This is a genomic window from Streptomyces sp. NPDC005931, assembly GCF_042871235.1.
Lineage (GTDB): Bacteria > Actinomycetota > Actinomycetes > Streptomycetales > Streptomycetaceae > Streptomyces.
Window position 1 is genome coordinate 196,990 of the sequence record NZ_JBIAIG010000010.1, and the last position, 18,706, is coordinate 215,695.

16 protein-coding genes are annotated in these 18,706 nt (G+C 74.4%); 8 read left to right on the forward strand and 8 right to left on the reverse strand.

Annotation, left to right across the window (positions count from 1 at the left end; all coding sequences use genetic code 11):
* Nucleotides 1–109: 109 nt before the first annotated feature.
* Nucleotides 110–994, reverse strand: a complete 885-nt coding sequence (gene sigJ, locus ACFYOV_RS23300) for an RNA polymerase sigma factor SigJ (protein ID WP_389090285.1) — start codon at nt 992–994, stop codon at nt 110–112.
* A 179-nt stretch (nt 995–1,173) separates the two neighbouring features.
* Here sigJ and ACFYOV_RS23305 point away from each other — a divergent pair, with 179 nt between their 5' ends.
* The 4 genes from ACFYOV_RS23305 (at nt 1,174) to ACFYOV_RS23320 (ending at nt 6,802) form a co-directional block, all read left to right on the forward strand.
* Nucleotides 1,174–2,004, forward strand: a complete 831-nt coding sequence (locus ACFYOV_RS23305) for an alpha/beta fold hydrolase (RefSeq protein WP_389090287.1) — start codon at nt 1,174–1,176, stop codon at nt 2,002–2,004.
* 38 nt (nt 2,005–2,042) lie between these two features.
* The gene (locus tag ACFYOV_RS23310) at nt 2,043–3,491 is read left to right on the forward strand and encodes a PLP-dependent aminotransferase family protein (RefSeq protein WP_389090288.1); all 1,449 of its coding nucleotides are present in this window, start codon (nt 2,043–2,045) and stop codon (nt 3,489–3,491) included.
* A 148-nt stretch (nt 3,492–3,639) separates the two neighbouring features.
* Nucleotides 3,640–5,226 (forward strand): alkaline phosphatase D family protein, encoded by a 1,587-nt coding sequence (locus tag ACFYOV_RS23315; RefSeq protein ID WP_389090290.1) that lies wholly within the window; start codon nt 3,640–3,642, stop codon nt 5,224–5,226.
* Nucleotides 5,227–5,362: 136 nt separating this feature from the next.
* On the forward strand, nt 5,363–6,802 hold the full coding sequence (locus ACFYOV_RS23320; RefSeq protein ID WP_389090291.1) for a GNAT family N-acetyltransferase: 1,440 nt from the start codon (nt 5,363–5,365) through the stop codon (nt 6,800–6,802).
* 173 nt (nt 6,803–6,975) lie between these two features.
* On the opposite strand, the gene ACFYOV_RS23325 is transcribed toward ACFYOV_RS23320, so the two are convergent.
* Nucleotides 6,976–8,160: a trans-sulfuration enzyme family protein gene (locus ACFYOV_RS23325; protein WP_389090293.1), complete on the reverse strand. Its 1,185-nt coding sequence runs from the start codon at nt 8,158–8,160 to the stop codon at nt 6,976–6,978.
* A 60-nt stretch (nt 8,161–8,220) separates the two neighbouring features.
* On the opposite strand from ACFYOV_RS23325, the gene ACFYOV_RS23330 reads away from it, so the two are divergent.
* The gene (locus ACFYOV_RS23330) at nt 8,221–8,712 is read left to right on the forward strand and encodes an Lrp/AsnC family transcriptional regulator (RefSeq protein WP_389090294.1); all 492 of its coding nucleotides are present in this window, start codon (nt 8,221–8,223) and stop codon (nt 8,710–8,712) included.
* A gap of 32 nt (nt 8,713–8,744) precedes the next feature.
* A complete protein-coding gene (locus ACFYOV_RS23335) occupies nt 8,745–10,433 on the forward strand; it encodes a DUF885 domain-containing protein (protein WP_389090296.1) in 1,689 nt (562 codons plus the stop codon).
* Nucleotides 10,434–10,607: 174 nt separating this feature from the next.
* Here the strand turns inward: ACFYOV_RS23335 and ACFYOV_RS23340 are convergent, their stop codons facing one another.
* A complete protein-coding gene (locus ACFYOV_RS23340; RefSeq protein ID WP_389090298.1) occupies nt 10,608–11,087 on the reverse strand; it encodes a rhodanese-like domain-containing protein in 480 nt (159 codons plus the stop codon).
* A gap of 94 nt (nt 11,088–11,181) precedes the next feature.
* On the opposite strand from ACFYOV_RS23340, the gene ACFYOV_RS23345 reads away from it, so the two are divergent.
* A complete protein-coding gene (locus ACFYOV_RS23345; protein WP_389090300.1) occupies nt 11,182–11,628 on the forward strand; it encodes an Lrp/AsnC family transcriptional regulator in 447 nt (148 codons plus the stop codon).
* Nucleotides 11,629–11,652: 24 nt separating this feature from the next.
* Here ACFYOV_RS23345 and ACFYOV_RS23350 read toward each other — a convergent pair whose 3' ends face one another.
* The 5 genes from ACFYOV_RS23350 to ACFYOV_RS23370 all read right to left on the reverse strand — a co-directional run bounded on the left by ACFYOV_RS23350 (nt 11,653) and on the right by ACFYOV_RS23370 (nt 18,066).
* Nucleotides 11,653–14,646 (reverse strand): AAA family ATPase, encoded by a 2,994-nt coding sequence (locus ACFYOV_RS23350; protein WP_389090302.1) that lies wholly within the window; start codon nt 14,644–14,646, stop codon nt 11,653–11,655.
* A 40-nt stretch (nt 14,647–14,686) separates the two neighbouring features.
* Nucleotides 14,687–15,850, reverse strand: coding sequence for an exonuclease SbcCD subunit D (locus ACFYOV_RS23355; RefSeq protein WP_389090303.1), 1,164 nt, complete (start codon nt 15,848–15,850; stop codon nt 14,687–14,689).
* Nucleotides 15,851–16,082: 232 nt separating this feature from the next.
* Nucleotides 16,083–16,709, reverse strand: a complete 627-nt coding sequence (locus ACFYOV_RS23360) for a YigZ family protein (protein WP_389090304.1) — start codon at nt 16,707–16,709, stop codon at nt 16,083–16,085.
* Between the two features lie 41 nt (nt 16,710–16,750).
* Nucleotides 16,751–17,290: a SixA phosphatase family protein gene (locus tag ACFYOV_RS23365; RefSeq protein ID WP_389090306.1), complete on the reverse strand. Its 540-nt coding sequence runs from the start codon at nt 17,288–17,290 to the stop codon at nt 16,751–16,753.
* Nucleotides 17,287–18,066 carry a hypothetical protein gene (locus tag ACFYOV_RS23370; RefSeq protein WP_389090308.1) on the reverse strand — a complete coding sequence of 260 codons (780 nt, stop codon included), beginning with the start codon at nt 18,064–18,066 and terminating at the stop codon, nt 17,287–17,289. Before ACFYOV_RS23370 ends, ACFYOV_RS23365 begins: the two co-directional genes overlap by 4 nt.
* Nucleotides 18,067–18,245: 179 nt before the next feature.
* Here ACFYOV_RS23370 and ACFYOV_RS23375 point away from each other — a divergent pair, with 179 nt between their 5' ends.
* Nucleotides 18,246–18,653, forward strand: a complete 408-nt coding sequence (locus ACFYOV_RS23375; protein WP_389090404.1) for a CoA-binding protein — start codon at nt 18,246–18,248, stop codon at nt 18,651–18,653.
* Nucleotides 18,654–18,706 lie beyond the last annotated feature (53 nt).

Here is an 18,706-nt window from a genome sequence, read left to right on the forward strand (position 1 = left end):
GAAGCGTTCACGATGCGTTCGCACGAGGAAGCCCCCGTCGAGGACGACGGGGGCTTCCTGGAGGCGCGGGGTTCCTTGTGGTGCGGCGGCTTCCTGGTGGTGCGGGGCCCTATACGGCCGGCAGGGACCGCAGCTTGTCGGGGTTGCGAATGACGTACACCGCCTGGATGCGTCCGTCGGCGACGTCCAGCTGGAAGAGGGAGTCGGCCCTGCCGCCGGACAGGACGAGCAGGGCGGGCCCGCCGTTGACCTCCGTGAGGCGGACGGAGAGGTCCGGCGCGCCCTTGGCGGCGACGCCGAGGAGGAAGCGGCCCACCTTGTCGGCGCTCTCCACGACCCGCCGCGGGGCGCGGGCCTTGCCTCCGCTGTCGCTGACGAGACGCACGTCGGGGGCGAGCAGTTCCATGAGCCGGTTCAGGTCCCCGCCGGCCGCGGCCGTCAGGAAGCGTTCGGTGAGGTCGCGGCGCTGGACCGGGTCGACCTCGTAGCGCGGCCGCCGCTCCTCGACGTGCTTGCGGGCGCGCCCGGCGAGCTGGCGTACGGCGGGTTCGCCGCGGTCGAGCAGGGCGGCGATGTCGGCGTACGGGTAGCCGAAGGCCTCGCGCAGCACGAACACCGCGCGCTCCAGCGGCGACAGGGACTCCATGACCACCAGGACGGCGAGCGAGACGGTGTCGGCGAGGACGGCCCGCTCGGCGCCGTCCGGGACGGTGTCGCCGAAGTCGGTGACGTACGGCTCCGGCAGCCAGGGGCCGACGTAGGTCTCGCCCCGCGCCTTGATCTGGCGCAGCCGGTCGATGGCAAGACGGGTGGTGACGCGCACCAGGTAGCCGCGCGGTTCGCGTACGTCCGACCGGTCGCCGCCCGACCAGCGCAGCCATGCCTCCTGGACCACGTCCTCGGCGTCGGCCACCCGGCCCAGCATGCGGTAGGCGACGCCCAGGAGGACGGGTCGGTGCTCTTCGAAGACGTCGGTCACGGTTTCGGTGGTCACCGCACCATCCCAGCCGACGGTTACGGCGGTGTCCAGGCGGAATCGGCACGTCCGGGGGCGAGCGGAGCCGCGACGCGATCACGCGACGGAACAGGGGCTACCCGTCGGTAGCAATTGCTGACAAGCTGTCTACGGCGTCAGTGGCGTCCGTCCGCGAGTCCCACACGAGGAGCACCCTCATGTCCGCGACCGTCTCCTTCAAGGTCACCTCCCCCCACGGCCCGCAGACCGTGACCCTGTCGTACGCACGCGTGGGCAGCGGCGAACCGCTGCTCCTGCTGCACGGCATCGGTCATCACCGGCAGGCATGGGACCCGGTGGTGGACATCCTCGCCACCGAGCGGGAGGTGATCGCCGTGGACCTGCCGGGGTTCGGGGCCTCCCCGGCGCTGCCCGACGGGCTGGCCCACGACCTGCCCACCATGAACGCCGCGCTCGGCGCGCTCTGCGAGGCGCTGGAGCTCGACCGGCCGCACGTGGCGGGCAACTCGCTCGGGGGTCTGCTGGCCCTGGAACTCGGCCGCGAGAAGCTCGTACGGTCCGTCACCGCCCTGTCCCCTGCTGGTTTCTGGAGCCAGGCGGAGCGGCGCTACGCCTTCGCCGTGCTGATCGCGATGCGGCGGATCGCGGAGCGGATGCCGCTGCCGGTGGTCGAGCGGCTGTCCCGCTCGGCTGCCGGTCGTGCGGCGCTGACCAGCACCATCTACGCCCGTCCCGGCCGCCGCTCCCCCGAGGCGGTGGTCGCCGAGACGCTCGCACTGGCGGGAGCCACCGGCTTCACCGAGACCCTCCGCGCAGGCACCACCGTCCGGTTCGCCGACGACGTGTCCGACATCCCCGTCACCGTCGCCTGGGGTACCCGCGACCGACTGCTGATCCCCCGTCAGGGCGTCCGCGCCAAGCGGACCATGCCCCGGGCCCGGCTGGTACGGCTGCCCGGCTGCGGCCACGTCCCCATGAACGACGACCCGGCGCTCGTCGCCCGCGTCATCCTGGACGGCAGCCGCTGAGCCGACGTGCGACCCACGGGCGTCTAGTCTCCCGTGTCATGACGTCACCGGAATCCAGTCCCGAGGGGCAGGCCGGCTCCTCCGCCTGGGAGTTGCTGCTCCCGGCCGCGTCCGCACCCGCACGCGCGCGGGGGCGTTCGCTGCAGGAGGCATTGCGTGAGGCGGTGCGGTCGGGGCGGCTCGCACCGGGCACACGGCTGCCGTCGAGCCGGGACCTGGCCGCCGACCTCGGCGTGTCGCGGGGGCTCGTCACGGAGGCGTACGAGCAGTTGACCGCGGAGGGCTATCTGCGGTCCGGCCGGGGCGCCGGGACCTGGGTGGGAGCCGCCGTGCGCGCCGCCCGTCCGCGTGCGCGGGACCTCGCCCCGCGCTCCCCCGGCACCCGCGTGGACTTCGTGCCCGGCACGCCCGACCTGTCGCTGTTCCCGCGCTCCGCGTGGGCCGCGGCACAGCGCGGGGTGCTGGGGGAACTCCCGCACCGGGAACTGGGCTACCCGGACCCGCGCGGGCTGCCCGCGCTGCGGACCGCCCTGGCCGAACTGCTCCAGCGGCGCCGCGGTGTGGTGGCCGATCCCGAGCGGCTCGTCGTGGTCTCCGGGGTCGCCCAGGCGATGGCGCTGCTCGGCCTCGTGCTCCGCGCGCGTGGCCTGCGCACGGTCGGGGTGGAGGACCCCGGCAGTCCGCAGCACGGCGCCCTGTACGCCTCGGCCGGGGTCACCGCCGTACCCGTGCCCCTGGACGGGGAGGGGCTCGCGGTCGGGGCGTTGCGGGCGTCGGGGGTGCGGGCCGTGGTGGCCACACCGTCCCACCAGTTCCCCACCGGGATCGCGTACTCCGCGCGGCGGCGCGCCGAGCTGCTGGACTGGGCGCGGGCCGTGGACGGGATCGTCCTCGAGGACGACTACGACGGGGACTTCCGCTACGACCGGGCACCCGTCGGCGCACTCCAGGGGCTCGACCCGGAGCACGTGGCCTACACCGGTTCGGTCAGCAAGTCCCTGGCGCCGGGGCTGCGGCTCGGGTGGCTGCTGGTGCCCGAGTCGTGGGCCGAGGAGGTGGTGGAGCGCAAGCGGACCATGGACCTCGGGCATCCGGCCCTGGACCAGGCACTCTTCGCCCGCTTCGTGGAACGCGGCGACTACGACCGCCAGCTGCGCCGCTGCCAGCGCGCCTACCGCGAACGGCGCGACGCCCTGGTGGCCGCCCTCGCGGAGCACTTCCCCGGTGCCCAGGTGTCCGGCATCGCGGCGGGACTGCACGTGATCGCCTCGCTGCCGGGGCGCTACGGGCCGCAGGAGCGTCTCCTCGCGTCCGTGGCGCGGGCCGGGGTCGCGGTGCGCCCGCTCACCGCCTACGCGCACCCGGAGGGTTTCGGGACCGACGGGGGCACGGGAAAGGAGGTGCGGCTCGTGCTGGGGTACGCGCACGTGCCGCCCGCCCGCATCAACGAGGGCGTACGGCTGATGGCGCAGGCCGTCGGCGGGTGAACGGCCGAGCTCCGACCGCGTCCCGGACCGGTTCCCGACTCCCCCGGTGGGGCGATCAGTTGTTCACCCGGGGTTCGTGTACGAGCCGTGCGGCCCGAGTAGGTGTGGCAGCGCACACTGGCCGGATCCCGTCCCTGGAGGCGTATCCATGTCGCACCGTCCGCTCCCCGCCCGCCGCGCCCTGCTGCGCGGCTCCCTCGCGGCCTCGGCGGCCCTGACCCTGCCCACCGCCCTCGGGGCTGCTCCCGCGTTCGCCCGGTCCGGGCGCCCGCGGGCCGACTGGGGCGTGCAGACGGGCGACGTCACCCGCGACGGCGGCCTGGTGTGGGTGCGTTCCGACCGACCGGCCCGGATGATCGTGGAGACGTCGGCGACCGAGTCGTTCCGCAGTCCGCGCAGGTGGTACGGCCCGCTGCTGGGCCCGGACACGGACCTCACGGGCACGACACGGCTGCGCGGGCTGCCGCCGGGCGAGCAGATCCACTACCGCGTGCTGCTCGCAGATCCAGACGACCCGCGCCGCACCGGCGAACCGGTCACCGGCACGTTCCGCACGGTACCGGTCCGGCGCCGCGACGGGGTGCGCTTCGTGTGGTCGGGCGACCTGGCCGGGCAGGGCTGGGGCATCAACCCCGAGTTCGGCGGCTACCGGATCTTCGACGCGATGGCCCGCCTGGAACCCGACTTCTTCCTGTTCAGCGGCGACACCGTGTACGCCGACGGCCCCCTCGCGGCGACGGCCGCGCTGCCCGACGGCCGGATGTGGCGGAACGTCACCACCGAGGAGAAGTCCAAGGTCGCCGAGACGCTCGCCGAGTTTCGCGGCACCTTCCGCTACAACCTGCTCGACGAGAACCTGCGCCGGTTCAACGCCCGGGTGCCGTCCGTCGTGCAGTGGGACGACCACGAGGTGCGCAACAACTGGTACCCCGGCCAGCGCATCTCCGACACGGACACCCGCTACACCGAGAAGAGCGCCGACGTGCTGGCGGCCCGTGCGCGGCGCGCGTTCGGCGAGTACTTCCCCATGTCCACGCTGCGGCCGGGTGCCCGGGAGGGCCGGGTGTACCGGGTACTGCGGCAGGGTCCGTTGCTGGACGTGTTCGTGCTGGACATGCGGACCTACCGCAACGCCAACTCCTCGGGCGACCAGACCGTGGACCCGCAGGGCATCCTCGGCCGCGAGCAGCTCGAGTGGCTCAAGCGGGAGCTGGCACGGTCGCGGGCGGTGTGGAAGGTGATCGCCGCCGACATGCCCATCGGCCTGGTCGTGCCGGACACCGGTGAGGGCCGCAGGAACGTCGAGGCGGTGGCCCAGGGCGACCCGGGTGCACCACTCGGCCGGGAGCTCCAGATCGCGGAGCTGCTGCGGTTCGTCAAGCACCGGCGGATCACCGGGACGGTGTGGCTGACGGCCGATGTGCACCACACCTCGGCCCAGCACTACCAGCCCTCGCGGGCGGCCTTCGGCGACTTCGAGCCGTTCTGGGAGTTCGTCTCCGGTCCGCTGAACGCCGGGGCCTTCCCGGCCAGCGCGCTCGACGGCACCTTCGGTCCCGAGCGGGTGTTCGTGAAGGCGCCGACCACGTCGAACGTCTCACCGGCCGGCGGGTACCAGTTCTTCGGCGAGGTGGACATCGACGGCGACAATGGTGAACTGACCGTACGGCTGCGGGAGCAGGACGGCGGTGTGCTGTTCACCAGGACGCTGCAGCCGGGACTGGTCGGGCAGTGACCCGCCGCGACACTCGTCGCGATCCTCGCACCCCAAAGGCCCGGCAAATGGGACAGAACCAGTCTTTACCCGTCAGTCACAGCACGTTCGTGATCACGAAACACGGTTCCTTCACAGTGGCTGCATGAGTCGAGACATGTCTGATGTGACGCGCGCCCGCCACGGCCGCCCCGCGCACCACTGGCGGCGCGACCTCGTCGAACTCGCCGCGCTGTTCACGGCGGTGGCGGTCGCGGACGCCGTGGCCAACCTGATCGGCCACGGCCCTGACGGCCCGGAACTGCTGGTGGTGTCCGCGGTGGTGCTGGCCGCCACGGCGGCGTTCCACACGTGGTGGGCACGACGCCACGGCCACGCACCGCCGGCGCACGATACCGGCGGCGCCCGGCCCCCGTCCTCCGGGACGGAGACCGGGCCCGCCACGCCGGCGCCCGGCGCCGCCACCGGCCGGAGCGCCCTGTGGCGGATGCGGACGACGGTGAAGGACGAACCGGGATCGCTGGCGGCGCTGTGCACGGCGCTCGCCGGGCGGCGGGTGGACATCCTGAGCCTCCAGACGCACCCGCTGGGCGAGGGCACGGTGGACGAGTTCCTGCTGCGCGCCCCGGCCGAACTGGAGGGCTCCGACCTCACCGGCGCCGTGGCGCTCGCGGGGGGCACGGACACCTGGATCGAACGGGCCGACGCCCATGACCTGGTCGACGCCCCGACGCGCGTGCTGGGACTGGCCGCCCGCACCGCGCAGGACGCGGCCGAACTCCCCCTCGCACTGCGACAGTTGCTGGGCCGGTGCACCATCCGCTCGCTGCCCGCGACGCCGGGCGGCAGCCACCGGGTACCGGAGGGTGTGCCGGTGGAGGGTGCCCTGGAGGACACGGTGATGCGGCTGCGGGCCCCGGAGGGCGGGGTGATCACCGTGGAGCGGCCCTACCTGCCCTTCACGCCCACGGAGTTCGCGCGGGCGCGGGCCTTGGTGGAGCTGGACGCCCGGCTCGGGCCCCGGATCCCGCGGGGCCGGGACGTGCTGACGCTGCCCGAGGGCAGCGACATCACCGTGCGCCGGGTGGACACCGGTGATCTGCCGGCCGCGCGGGCGATGCACGACCGGTGCTCGCCGCAGACCCTGCGGATGCGCTACCACGGCCCCGTCGGCGACGCGGACCGTTACCTCAACCACCTGCTCAGCCCGCGCTTCGGACGCACGCTCGCCGCGCAGACAGCCTCGGGACGCATCGTCGGCCTGGGCCATCTGCTGTGGGACGGCGACGAGACGGAGGTCGCGCTGATCGTCGAGGACGCCTGGCAGCACCGGGGCGTCGGCGGCGAACTCCTCGGCCGCCTGGTGGCGATGGCCGCCGAGGCAGGCTGCGCCCACGTCTACGCCGTGACGCAGGCGTCCAACACCGCCATGGTCGCCGCGATGCGCGGACTGGGTCTGCCGCTCGACTACCAGGTCGAGGAGGGCACCCTCGTCATCACGGCGCGCCTGGACGGCGCACCGGCCGCCGCGCGGGCGGCGGACCGGGGAGCGCACGAAGCGTGGGAGGAGCGGGGCCGCCGGATCGGCCGGCCCTGAGCGGTCCGGGCGTGCGCCGCGGCTCCGGCCTGGTGGCACACGGCAGCGTCGTCACGGCACACGGTGTGCGGCACATGGCGTCGCGGTACATGGTGGTACGGCACATGGCGCCAGGACACAGGGGACGGCCCGGCGGTGTCCGCCGGGCCGTCCGTCGCCGGTGAGGCGCCGCGTCAGCTCTGGGCCAGGGCCTCCGGGCGGGCCGCAGCGGCGGTCCGCTCGCACAGGGCCTGGTCCAGGTCGGCCCACAGGTCCTCGACGTCCTCCAGGCCGACCGAGAGGCGCAGCAGCCGGTCGCTCACGCCGGCGTTCCTTCGGTCGTCGGCGTCCACGATCCGGTGGCTGATGGACGCCGGGTGCTGGATGAGGGTGTCCACGCTGCCGAGGCTCACGGCGGGGGTGATCAGGCGGACACCGCCGATCACCGCGTGCGGGTCGCCGTGCACCTCGAAGGAGACCATCGCCCCGCCGATGCTCGGGTAGTGCACCCGCGCCACGCGCGGGTCGGCGGCCAGGCGCCGGACGAGCTCGGCGGCGTTGGCGGACGCGGCGCGCACCCGCACCGGCAGGGTGGACAGGCCTCGCAGCAGCAGGTAGCCGGCCAGCGGATGCAGCACCCCGCCGGTGGCGAACCGCACCTGCCGCAGCCGCCCGGCGAACTCCTCGTCACAGGCGACGACGCCCGCCAGCACGTCCCCGTGTCCGCCGAGGTACTTGGTGGCGCTGTGCAGCACCAGCCGCGCCCCCTGCTCGACGGGCCGCTGGAGCACCGGTGTGGCGAAGGTGTTGTCGACGAGCAGCGGCACGGATCCGCAGGCGTGGGCGACGGCCCGCAGGTCGATCTCCGCGAGCGTGGGGTTGGCCGGGGACTCCACCAGGACCAGGCCGGTGTCCGGGCGCAGGGCGTCGGCGACGCCGGCCGGGTCGGTCCAGGTGACCTCGGAGCCGAGCAGCCCGGCGGTCAGCAGATGGTCGCTGCACCCGTACAGGGGACGTACGGCCACGACGTGGCGCAGACCCATCGAGCCACGTACCAGCAGGACGGCGCTGAGCGCGGCCATGCCGCTGGCGAACGCGACCGCCGACTCCGTCCCCTCGAGCCGGGCCAGGGCGGTCTCGAAGCGGGCGACGGTGGGATTGCCGAGCCGCCCGTAGACCGGCGGACCGTCGAGCTCGGCGCCGGTCGCGGCGAAGGCATCGATACGGGCGGCCTCCCCGCGGCTGTCGTACGAGGGGTAGGTGGTGGACAGGTCGATCGGCGGGGCGTGCAGTCCCTGCCGGGCGAGGTCGTCCCGGCCGGCGTGCACGGCCTCGGTGGCGAGTGATCTGGCGGTGTGCGTGTCCATGCCGAAGTCCATGGACGGAAGGGTGAACACCGACCGGGTGTTCGGAGCCAGAGCCCGTGCTACGTTCGGCCAGTGGCCGAAACTGTCGTACTGGATCCGGTGGATCTCCACCTGCTGCGGCTGTTGCAGAACGACGCCCGGACGACGTACCGGGATCTCGCCGCGCAGATCGGGGTCGCGCCGTCGACCTGTCTGGACCGGGTGACCCGGTTGCGCCGCTCCGGGGTCATCCTCGGGCACCGGCTGAAGCTGGATCCGGCCAAGCTGGGACGGGGCCTCCAGGCGTTGCTGTCGGTGCAGGTCAGACCGCACCGGCGGGAGCTGGTGGGGCCGTTCGTGGAGCGGATCAGGGCGCTGCCGGAGTCGCTGACCGTGTTCCATCTGACCGGCCCGGACGACTATCTGGTCCACGTCGCGGTGGCCGACATGGCGGATCTCCAGCGGCTGGTGCTGGACGAGTTCACGGCCCGGCGCGAGGTGGCCCGGGTGGAGACGCGGCTGATCTTCCAGCAGTGGGACTGCGGGCCGCTGCTGCCTCCTTCGCCCTCGGCTCAAAGCGGGTGACGTACGGCGAACGTCGTACGAGGATGGTCCGCATGTCACAGACCCACAGCCCGCTGCCCCGCGAGGTCGCCGACGCCTACGTCGACGAGCTCATCGCCCTCGACCCGGTCACCGGTACGTTCCTCGGCGTGAAGGAGAGCTCCTCCCGACTGCCCGATCTCTCACCCGCCGGTCAGGAGGCGCTCGCGGAGCTCCAGCGCGCCACACTGGCGCGGCTCGACGAGGCGGAGCACCGGCCCGGCGCGGACAGCGGCATCGAACGCCGCTGCGCACGGCTGCTGCGCGAGCGGCTCACCGCGGAACTGGCCGTGCACGAGGCCGAGGAGGGGCTGCGCTCGGTCGGCAACATCGGCACGGTCGCGCACTCGGTGCGCGAGGTGTTCACCGTGACGCCGACGCAGACGGAGGAGGACTGGGCGGCCGTCGCCGAACGGCTGCGTGCGGTGCCGGCCGCACTGGCGGGATACCGGCAGTCACTGGCGCTCGGGCTGGAGCGCAAGCTGTACGCGGCTCCGCGTCCCACCGCCACGTTCGTCGGACAGCTCACCGAGTGGTCCGACACGGGCGAGGGCCGGGGCTGGTTCGAGGACTTCGCCGCGGCGGGACCGGACGCGCTGCGGGCGGAGCTGGACGAGGCCGCTCGCGCGGCGACCGCGGCCGTGGTGGAGCTGCGGGACTGGATGCGCGACGTGTACGCGCCGACGATCGAGGGCGCGCCGAACACGGTGGGCCGTGAGCGCTACGCCCGCTGGGCCCGCTACTTCAACGGCACCGACCTCGACCTGGACGAGGCGTACGCGTACGGCTGGTCGGAGTTCCACCGGCTGCTCGGCGAGATGAGGAAGGAGGCGGAGAAGATCCTGCCGGGCGCCGCGACGCCCTGGGTGGCGCTCGCCCACCTCGACGAGCACGGCCGCCACGTCGAGGGCGTGGACGCGGTCCGCGAGTGGCTCCAGGGCCTGATGGACCGGGCGATCGACTCCCTGGACGGCACGCACTTCGAACTCGCCGAGCGGGTGCGGAAGGTGGAGTCGCGGATCGCGCCGCCGGGCAGCGCGGCGGCGCCCTACTACACCCCGCCCTCGGAGGACTTCTCGCGGCCGGGCCGCACCTGGCTGCCGACGATGGGCCTGACCCGATTCCCGGTCTACGACCTGGTCTCCACCTGGTACCACGAGGGCGTCCCCGGCCATCACCTCCAACTGGCGCAGTGGGTGCACGTGGCGGAGGATCTCTCCCGTTACCAGGCGTCCGTCGGCATGGTCAGTGCCAACGCGGAGGGCTGGGCGCTGTACGCGGAGCGGCTGATGGACGAGCTCGGCTTCCTCACGGACGCGGAGGAGCGGCTGGGCTACCTCGACGCCCAGATGATGCGGGCCGCGCGGGTCATCGTCGACATCGGCATGCACCTGGAGCTGGAGATCCCGGCGGACTCGCCGTTCCACCCGGGCGAGCGGTGGACGCCGGAGCTGGCGCAGAAGTTCTTCGGGGCGCACAGCAGCCGGCCGGCGGACTTCGTGGAGAGCGAGCTGACCCGGTACCTGACGATCCCGGGCCAGGCGATCGGCTACAAGCTGGGCGAGCGGGCGTGGCTGCTGGGCCGGGAGAACGCCCGCAGGCGGCACGGCGACGCGTTCGACCTCAAGGCGTGGCACATGGCGGCGCTGTCGCAGGGCTCGCTGGGTCTGGACGACCTGGTGGAGGAGCTGTCGGCGCTGTGAGCCGCGCGGCCGTCCCGGTCGGCGCCGGAATCCGACCCCGGAGCTGATCGCCTCGTCGGGACCGGGGCCGGGGCCGGGCAGGCGCCGGACGGGACGAGTCGGGTCTCCACCCGTCGCACCGTGCCCGGCTCCGCGTGCCCGCGGGGAACCGGGCCCGGCGCGGGCCGCGGGGGTTCAGCAGCCGCAGTCGTCCCCGGCCACCGGCGCGGTCAGCGGGTCGGGGGCACGCTGCTCGCGGCCGCGCCAGGTCTCGAACACGAGGCCCTCGCGCACCCAGTACTCGAAGCCGCCCAGCATCTCCTTGACGTGGTAGCCGAGTTCGGCCAGTGCCAGGGCGGCGCGGGCGGCGCCGTTGCAGCCCGGTCCCCAGCAGTAGGTGACGACCGGGACCGACGGGTCCAGGAGCGCTCCGGCCTGCTCCGCGACGAGCGCCGTCGGGAGGTGGACCGCGCCGGGGACGTGGCCCTGGTCCCAGGCCTCGGTGGAACGGCTGTCCACGAGGACGAAGCCGGGGTCGCCGCCCGCGGCGAACGCGGCGGCCACGTCGGAGACGTCGGCGTGGAGGGCGAGGCTCGCCCGGAAGTGGGCGGCGGCGCGGGCCGGGGAGGCGGGTGCCACGCGCAGGACGGGGTTCACCGTGGTGGTAGTGGTCATGGCAGAGAAATTACGGGCGCCGCTCGCCTTCCTGAAGCGGTGATCCACGGCCTTGCCCTTGCTCGGCCGGGGATTTCCCTGCTATCCATCCGGGATGACCGCGTATTCCCCGGACGCCACCGACTGGCGCATCCTCGACGTCCTCCAGAGGGAGGGACGGGCCAGTTTCGCCGAGCTGGCGCGCGCCGTCTCCATGTCCGCCAGCGCGGTCACCGAACGGGTGCGCCGCCTGGAGGAGGCGGGCATCATCCGGGGCTACGCGGCGGTGGTGGACCCTGAACGGCTCGGCCTGCCGATCCTGGCGTTCGTCCGGCTGCGTTACCCGACCGGCAACTACAAGCCCTTCCACGACCTCGTGACGGCGACGCCGGAGATCCTGGAGGCTCACCATGTGACGGGCGACGACTGCTTCGTCATCAAGGTCGCCGCCCGCTCGATGCGGCACCTGGAGGAGGTGTCGGGGCGGATCGGCGGGCTCGGCTCGGTGACCACCAGCGTCGTCTACTCCTCGCCGCTGCCGCGCCGCCCGCTGGGGCGCTGACCAACGGCGCACCGGGGCCCGGGCTCAGCGGACCCCGCGCTGACGCAGCACCGATCCCGCTCTTGCCTTGACGACCTCCAGCTGGGCGTGGACGCGCCGGCGCAGGTCGGCCACGTGGCTGACGATGCCCACACTGCGGTCGCGCTCGCGCAGGGAGTCCAGGACGTCCAGGACCTCGTCGAGGGTCTGGTCGTCGAGGCTGCCGAATCCCTCGTCGATGAACAGGGTGTCCAGCCGGACCCCGCCCGCCTCGTCGGTGACGACGTCCGCGAGACCGAGCGCGAGGGCGAGCGAGGCGAAGAAGGTCTCGCCGCCGGAGAGCGTCGAGGTGTCGCGTTCCCGCCCGGTCCAGGCGTCCACCACGTGGAGGCCGAGGCCGCTGCGGCCGCGTCCGGTGCGGTCGTCGGAGTGGACGAGGGTGTAGCGGCCCGACGACATGCGCTGGAGCCGCGCCGTCGCGGCGGCGGCCACCTGCTCCAGGCGGGCGGCCAGCACGTAGGACTCCAGGCGCATCCTGCGTTCGTTGTCCGCCGAGGTGCCCGCCGTGAGCCCGGCCAGGCGGGCCACCCGGTCGTACTCCTCCCGCAGGGGCCCCAGCCCGCGGGCCGCGGCGGCGGCATGCGCCGAGAGCCGGTCGAGTTCCGCGCAGCACCGCGCGGCGGCGTCCCGCGCGGAGGCGGCCTCGCGCATGCGGCGCGCGGCGTCGTCAGCGGCACGCTGCGCGGTGGTGAGGTCGGCGGGCGGCTGCTGCGCGGCGGCCGCGGTCTCCGGCTCGGCGAGTACGGCGCGGACGGCGGCCTCCTCGTGCTGCCAGGCGTCGAGACGCCGTTGCAGGTCGCGGTGGGCGGCGTCGTCGAGCAGGGCGCCGGCCGCGGCCTGCGGGGTGTCGAAGCCCGCGCGGAACGCGGCGTCGGCCAGGCGGGCGTCGGCGTCCTTGAGGCGCTGGGCGGTGTCCTCGGCGGTGCGGGCGGCCTCGGCGGCGTCCGTGAGCCGTGCGACGGTCCGTTCCAGGTACTCCGCCCGCGCGGCGACGCTCTGCGCGGTGCCGCGTGCCCGGCTCAGCTCCTCTTCCAGAAGTACCCGCTCACTCTCCAGCCGCTCCCGGTGGCCGACCCTGGACGCGGCCCTGACCGCGGCATCCCGCTGGGCCGCGGTGCGCCGCTCGTGCTCCTGCTCGGCCTGCCGCAGCCGCTCCTGGGCGGAGTGCAGCGCGGAGGCGGCTTCCCGGGCGCGGGCGTACCGTTGCTCCAGTTCCTCGGCCTCGCGCGCGAGTTGTTCGGTCGGCGCGTCCCCGGCCTCCGCCCCCGCGGCGGCCAGCGCCTCGCGTACGTGGCCCAGGCGGCGCTCGCCCTCGGCGCGCCGCTCCTCCGCGCCCTGGTACTCGGCCAGGGCTCGTTCCTCGGCCTCGCGGTCGACGTGACCGGCGACCCTGCGGGCCGGGGCCGGGTGTTCCGTGGCGCCGCAGACGGCGCAGGGCTCCCCGTCGGTCAGGCGGGCTGCGAGTTCGGCGGCGATGCCGTCGAGCCGCTGTTCCTTGAGGTCGAGCCAGTGCCTCTTGGCCTCGAGGGCCTGTTCGCGGGTGCTGCGGGCGTGTTCGGCGGCCCGCTCGCTGTCCTCGGCGAGGCGGTCGCGCATCCGGGCGGCTTCGAGCCGCTTGCGGGCCGGGTCGCGCTGCACGGCGAGCTGCTCGGCCCGGGTCGCTGCCTCCTGGGCCGCGTCGATGCCGCTCCGGAGCCCGGCGCGGGTCTCCGCCCACCGCGCGAGCCAGGTCTCGGCGTCCTCCAGGACGTCCTCGTCGGCCCGCTCCCGGCGATCCAGCTCGGCGCGTTCCGCCAGGAGTTCGGCCAGCCGCCGCTCGGCCCGGCGGGCCGACTCCAGGCCGCCCAGTTCCTCGGTGGTGCGGCGCGCGGCGGCGGCGAGCCCGGCGGCGCCCGCGTCGGCGAGGGCCGGCGGGAGCTGGGCACGCGTGCGTACCTCCGCGGCGGCGGCCAGGCGGTGCTCGGCGTCCGCGGTCTCGCGCAGGTCGAGGGCGGGTGCGATCGCCTCGGCCTTGCGGGCCCGCTCCATGCGCTGCTGGTTCTCCCGATGGGCGCCGGCCCGTTCCTGGAGCCGCGCCGCCCGCTCCCGGGCCTCGGCGAACCGGCGTTGCAACCGGTCACGCTCGCGTGTCTTCCCCAGTGCCCGGTCGGCGGCGGCCTGCGCGGACTCGGCGGCCGCGAGACGGCAGTCGGCGACGGTGAGCCGTTCGCGCGCGGCGCTGCGGGCGACCGCCGCCGCGGTGAGCACGGCGTGGGCGAGGCCGGGGTCGCCGGGTGCCAGCTCCGGCAGCTCCATGGCGTCGCCCGCGGCCTGCTGCATCCGGTGCGCGTCGGCCAGCAGGGCGGCGTCGCCGTCGCGGACCCGGGACTCGGTGGCGCGGCGGTGTTCGGCGAGGCGCTTCTCGACCTCGGCGAAGCGGCGGGTGTCGAAGAGGCGGCCGAGCAGTCTGCCCCGCGCCTCGGCGTCGGCGCGCAGGAAGCGGGCGAAGTCGCCCTGGGGCAGCAGCACGACCTGGCAGAACTGCTCGCGGCTCATGCCGAGCAGCTGGGTGATCTCCTCGCCGATCTCCTGGTGGGACCGGCTGAGGTCCTTCCAGGCCCCCGCGGCCGTGTCGTACTCGCGCAGCCAGGTCTGGGCCTTGTCCAGCGTGGTGCCCCGGCCGCGCTTCTTCGGCCGTTCCCAGGGGGGTTGCCGGGTGATCTCCAGCCGGCGGCCGGCCACGGTGAGTTCGAGGGCGACCTGGGTGCGGGTGCCCGGGGCGGCGTGGTCGCTGCGCAGGGCCGTGCCCTGGCCGCTCTGCCGGGCGCCGGGAACGGAGCCGTACAGGGCGTAGCAGACGGCGTCGAGGACGGACGTCTTGCCCGCGCCGGTGGGGCCGTGCAGCAGGAAGAGCCCCGCCGCCGACAGCTCGTCGAAATCGACCGTCTGGGTGCCCCCGAAGGGCCCGAAGGCGGTGATCTCCAGCCGGTGCAGCCTCACCGGGCGGCCCCTTCTGCTTCGCGGGTGTGCGTGTGCGGCCTCACCGCGCCACCTCCCGAACCGCCTCGTCCGCGCGGACCGCGTCGAAGGCGTCGCGGAGCACGGCCCGTTCCCGCGCGTCGGGGCCCGTGCCGCGCACGTGCGCGACGAAGTCCTCGGCGATCTGCTGGTCGCTGCGGCCCTCGAGCCGGCGGGCGTAGGAGGCCGCGGGGTCGTCCGGCGCCCGCTCGGGGTCGAAGACGAGGCTGAGGGTGTGCGGGAAGCGCTCGGTGAGCCGGGCCATGGGGTCGGCCGGGCGGACCGGGTCGGTGAGCGTCGCCTCGACCCATGCCCCCTCGTGCCGCGCGAGGGCGGGGTCGGCGAGCAGTTCCTCCAGGGTGCCGCGGATCCGGGCCAGCGCGCGGGGCACCGGGCAGTCGACGCGCTCGGCGGTCAGGGATCCGTCGCCGGCCAGCTCGATCAGCCACATGGTCTTGAGGTGGTCCGCCTCCGAGAAGGAGTACGGCAGCGGGGAGCCGGAGTAGCGTACGCGCTCGGTGAGGGTCTGGCAGCCGTGCAGGTGCCCCAGCGCCACGTAGTCCACCCCGTCGAAGACCCCGGCGGGCACGGCGGCCACTCCGCCGACGGTGATGTCCCGTTCGCTGTCGCTGGGTCGGCCTCCGGTGACGAAGGCGTGCGCGAGGACGACGGAACGGGTGCCGGCCGGGCGGGCGGCGAGGTCGGAGCGGACCCGGTCCATGGCGGCGGCGAGTACCTGCTCGTGCCCGGCCTTCTCGACCCCGAACTCGTGCCTCACCAGGGCCGGTTCCAGGTAGGGCAGTCCGTAGAAGGCGACGTCGCCGTGGGCGTCGGACAGCACCACGGGGGTGCCGCACGCGGAGGGATCGGTGCGCAGGTGTATGCCCGCACGCCCGATGAGCCCGGCGCCCACGCCGAGGCGGCGGGCCGAGTCGTGGTTCCCGGAGATCATCACCGTGGGCACCCCGAGGGCGGCCAGGCGGTGCAGGGCGTCGTCGAACAGCTCGACCGCGGCGAGGGGCGGCACCGCGCGGTCGTACACGTCTCCCGAGACGACCACGGCGTCCACGGCGCGCTCACGCACGGTCGCGACGAGGTGGCCGATGAACTCGGCCTGGGCACCGAGCATGCCGACCCGGTGGAAGGCCCGGCCCAGGTGCCAGTCGGACGTGTGCAGCAGTCTCATGATCCCCGAGACTAACGGCCGGGTCTGACATCACGGGCGGTTACTCCCGTATCGCTCCGTCATGACCGCGATCCTCTATGCCCGTTATGCGCCTAAAGGCCCTCTGTGGGTGGGGCATCTCTCACACATCACCTCACGTGTGCGCCTCTCACACGTCACCTCTCACGTGTGCGCCTCCCACGTGTGCGCCTCTCACGTGTGTTCCACCCGCGCATCGCCTCCGCGGGGGCGTTCACACGTCCCCGTACGCCTCCCCGCCCAGCTCGAACCCGGCCGTGCCGGCGGTCGCGTCGGCGAGCCAGGCGCGGAAGGCGTCCACGTCGGCATCCGGCAGACCGATCTCGATCGTGACCTCCTCGCCGTACCGCACGTCGCGCACCTCGCGCCCGGTGGAGCGCAGGTCGTTCTGCACCTTGCCGGCGCGTGGGTGGTCCACGGTCACCGTGGCCAGCCGGAAACGCCGCCGCGTGAGGGTGCCGAGGGCGTCCAGGGCCTCGCCGACCGCGCCGCCGTAGGCGCGGATGAGCCCGCCCGCGCCGAGTTTGACACCGCCGAAGTAGCGGGTGACGACCGCGACGACGTACCGCATGTCGCGGCGCAGCAGCATCTGGAGCATGGGCAGGCCCGCCGTGCCGCCGGGTTCGCCGTCGTCGCCGGCCTTCTGGACCGAGGCGTCGGCACCGATGACGTAGGCCCAGCAGTTGTGGGTGGCGTCGGCGTGCTCCTTGCGCACGGCGGCGATGAAGTCCTGTGCCTCCCGCTCGGTGGCCGCCGGTGCGAGGGTGCACAGGAAGCGGGAGCGGTTGACTTCGGTCTCGTGCACTCCCGTGCGCGCGACGGTGCGGTACTCGTCCTGCATCCGGCCAGCCTATGCACCGCCGCGCGGGCGGGCCCTCCGGGCTACGGTTCGCGGCCCCGGGGCACGGTCACCGAGGTGAGCAGGGCCGCGCCGGGGGCGAGGTCGCGCCAGCCCGCGCCGCGCCAGGACAGCACGGCGAAGGCCGAGGTGGGGAACTTGGCCCGCACCCGGTCCAGGGTGTCGTCGAGTCCGTCGCCTGCCAGGGTCAGGACAAGATCCTCCAGGCCCGGGTTGTGCCCGATCAGCAGCAGGGTCTCGACCTCCGCGGGCACCTCGCGCACCACCGTCAGCAGTTCGGGCGCGTCGGCGCCGTACAGGCGCGGGTCGAGGCGGACCGGCGGGGGCGTCCCCCACTGGGCGCAGGCCAGTTCCCAGGTGTGCCGCGCGCGCACGGCGGTGGAGCACAGGGCGAGGCCGGGCAGGCAGTCGGCCTCGGCGAGCGCGCGGCCGGCGGCCGGGGCGTCCCTGCGCCCGCGCCGGGACAGCGGACGTTCGTGGTCGGCCACGCCCTCGGGCCGCGCGGACTTGGCGTGGCGCAGGACGACCAGCCGGCGCAGTGGCCCGGCGGCACGCTCGATCACTGCGGGGCTCCCAGGTCGCGGGTGAGGTGGAGGCCGAGCAGCCGGTCGGCGTAGGCGTAGGTCTCGAAGCGGGCGCCGTCGGGCACTTCCGGCGCGGTCTCCACGCCGCGCAGGACACGGAGCACGCCCGTCGCGTCCAGGTCGTTCTCCCACGCGCGGCGCAGGTCCGCACGGATCTCGTCGGGGATCGGCCGTGAGGGCCGCTGCGCCCAGACGGCGACCGCACGGCGCCAGCGCGCCAGGGTGTCCTCGGCGTCGCCCAGGGCGGTGGGGCCGAGCAGCAGGGGCGTGGCCCTGGGCTGCGCGAGCAGGGCCAGGCGCAGGACGGCGGGGTCGGTTCCGCCGGGTGCGCCGGGGACGTCCCATCCGGTCGGCGCGGTGGCCGGACCGGCGGGGTGCGCAGCGCCCCGGTCGTCCCACCCGACGGGCGCCGCCGCGATCCGTACGCCGTCGGGTCTCGGGCCGCCCTCGGCGACGACGTGCAGGACCTGCGCCTCGCCCAGGCCGGTCCCGGCCTTGTGGCCCTCTTCGAAGGGCCGGACGCCGAGGGCCGAGGCCGCCGCGCGCAGTTCCGTCCGCCGGTGCTCGGCGGAGAGCAGCGCCCAGACGGGGGTGCCGCCGAGTTCCAGGGCGCGGACGAGGAGGTCGGCGACGAGGAGCACGCGCAGGTTCGTCGGGTCGAACTCCTGCGCGTGGACCTCCACGCGGGTCAGGCCCCGCCGGGCGGGGGCGGCGTCGACGAGGTCGCCGGTTCGGGCGTCGGTGATGCGCAGCACGAGGCGAGCGTAGGCGCGTGAGAGGGCGCGTGGGGCGTCTCGCGCGCTTTCCGGGCGCCCGTGGCGCACCCGGACGGCGGGCCGTCACGGCGAGTGCCGGGAATCACCACGGACCGTGGACCGTTGTCCGCATGACAGCTCTCGGCGAACAGATCCCGACGACTTTCAGGAGGCCCACGGTGTACGGCGACGAGGCAACGGTCCGCAGGATCCTCACCGAGCTCGGTGACACGTGGGCCGTGGTGGGCCTGTCGACGAACCAGCGGCGCGCGGCGTACGGCGTCGCCCAGGTGCTCCAGCGCTTCGGCAAGCGCGTGGTGCCCGTGCACCCCAAGGCGGAGACGGTGCTCGGCGAGCAGGGCTACGCCTCGCTCGCGGACATTCCCTTCGCCGTGGACGTCGTGGACGTGTTCGTCAACAGCGACCTCGCGGGCGGCGTCGCGGACGAGGCGGTCGCCAAGGGAGCCGGGGCGGTGTGGTTCCAGCTCGGCGTCGTCGATGTGGCGGCCTACGACCGGACGCGCGCGGCGGGCCCGGAGATGGTGATGGACCGCTGCCCCGCTATCGAGATACCCCGGCTGCGCTAGCCACCCGCGCCACCGCGCGAAGCTGCCGCACGGAGCGGTGCCGCCCGGATGCC

Excerpts from the sequence above, each read along its gene's own strand:
- ACFYOV_RS23305 (WP_389090287.1), top strand. The coding sequence starts at position 1,174 with ATGTCCGCGACCGTCTCCTTCAAGGTCACCTCCCCCCACGGCCCGCAG.
- ACFYOV_RS23310 (WP_389090288.1), top strand. The coding sequence starts at position 2,043 with ATGACGTCACCGGAATCCAGTCCCGAGGGGCAGGCCGGCTCCTCCGCC.
- ACFYOV_RS23315 (WP_389090290.1), top strand. The coding sequence starts at position 3,640 with ATGTCGCACCGTCCGCTCCCCGCCCGCCGCGCCCTGCTGCGCGGCTCC.
- ACFYOV_RS23320 (WP_389090291.1), top strand. The coding sequence starts at position 5,363 with ATGTCTGATGTGACGCGCGCCCGCCACGGCCGCCCCGCGCACCACTGG.
- ACFYOV_RS23325 (WP_389090293.1), bottom strand. The coding sequence starts at position 8,160 with ATGGACTTCGGCATGGACACGCACACCGCCAGATCACTCGCCACCGAG.
- ACFYOV_RS23335 (WP_389090296.1), top strand. The coding sequence starts at position 8,745 with ATGTCACAGACCCACAGCCCGCTGCCCCGCGAGGTCGCCGACGCCTAC.
- ACFYOV_RS23340 (WP_389090298.1), bottom strand. The coding sequence starts at position 11,087 with ATGACCACTACCACCACGGTGAACCCCGTCCTGCGCGTGGCACCCGCC.
- ACFYOV_RS23345 (WP_389090300.1), top strand. The coding sequence starts at position 11,182 with ATGACCGCGTATTCCCCGGACGCCACCGACTGGCGCATCCTCGACGTC.
- ACFYOV_RS23355 (WP_389090303.1), bottom strand. The coding sequence starts at position 15,850 with ATGAGACTGCTGCACACGTCCGACTGGCACCTGGGCCGGGCCTTCCAC.
- ACFYOV_RS23360 (WP_389090304.1), bottom strand. The coding sequence starts at position 16,709 with ATGCAGGACGAGTACCGCACCGTCGCGCGCACGGGAGTGCACGAGACC.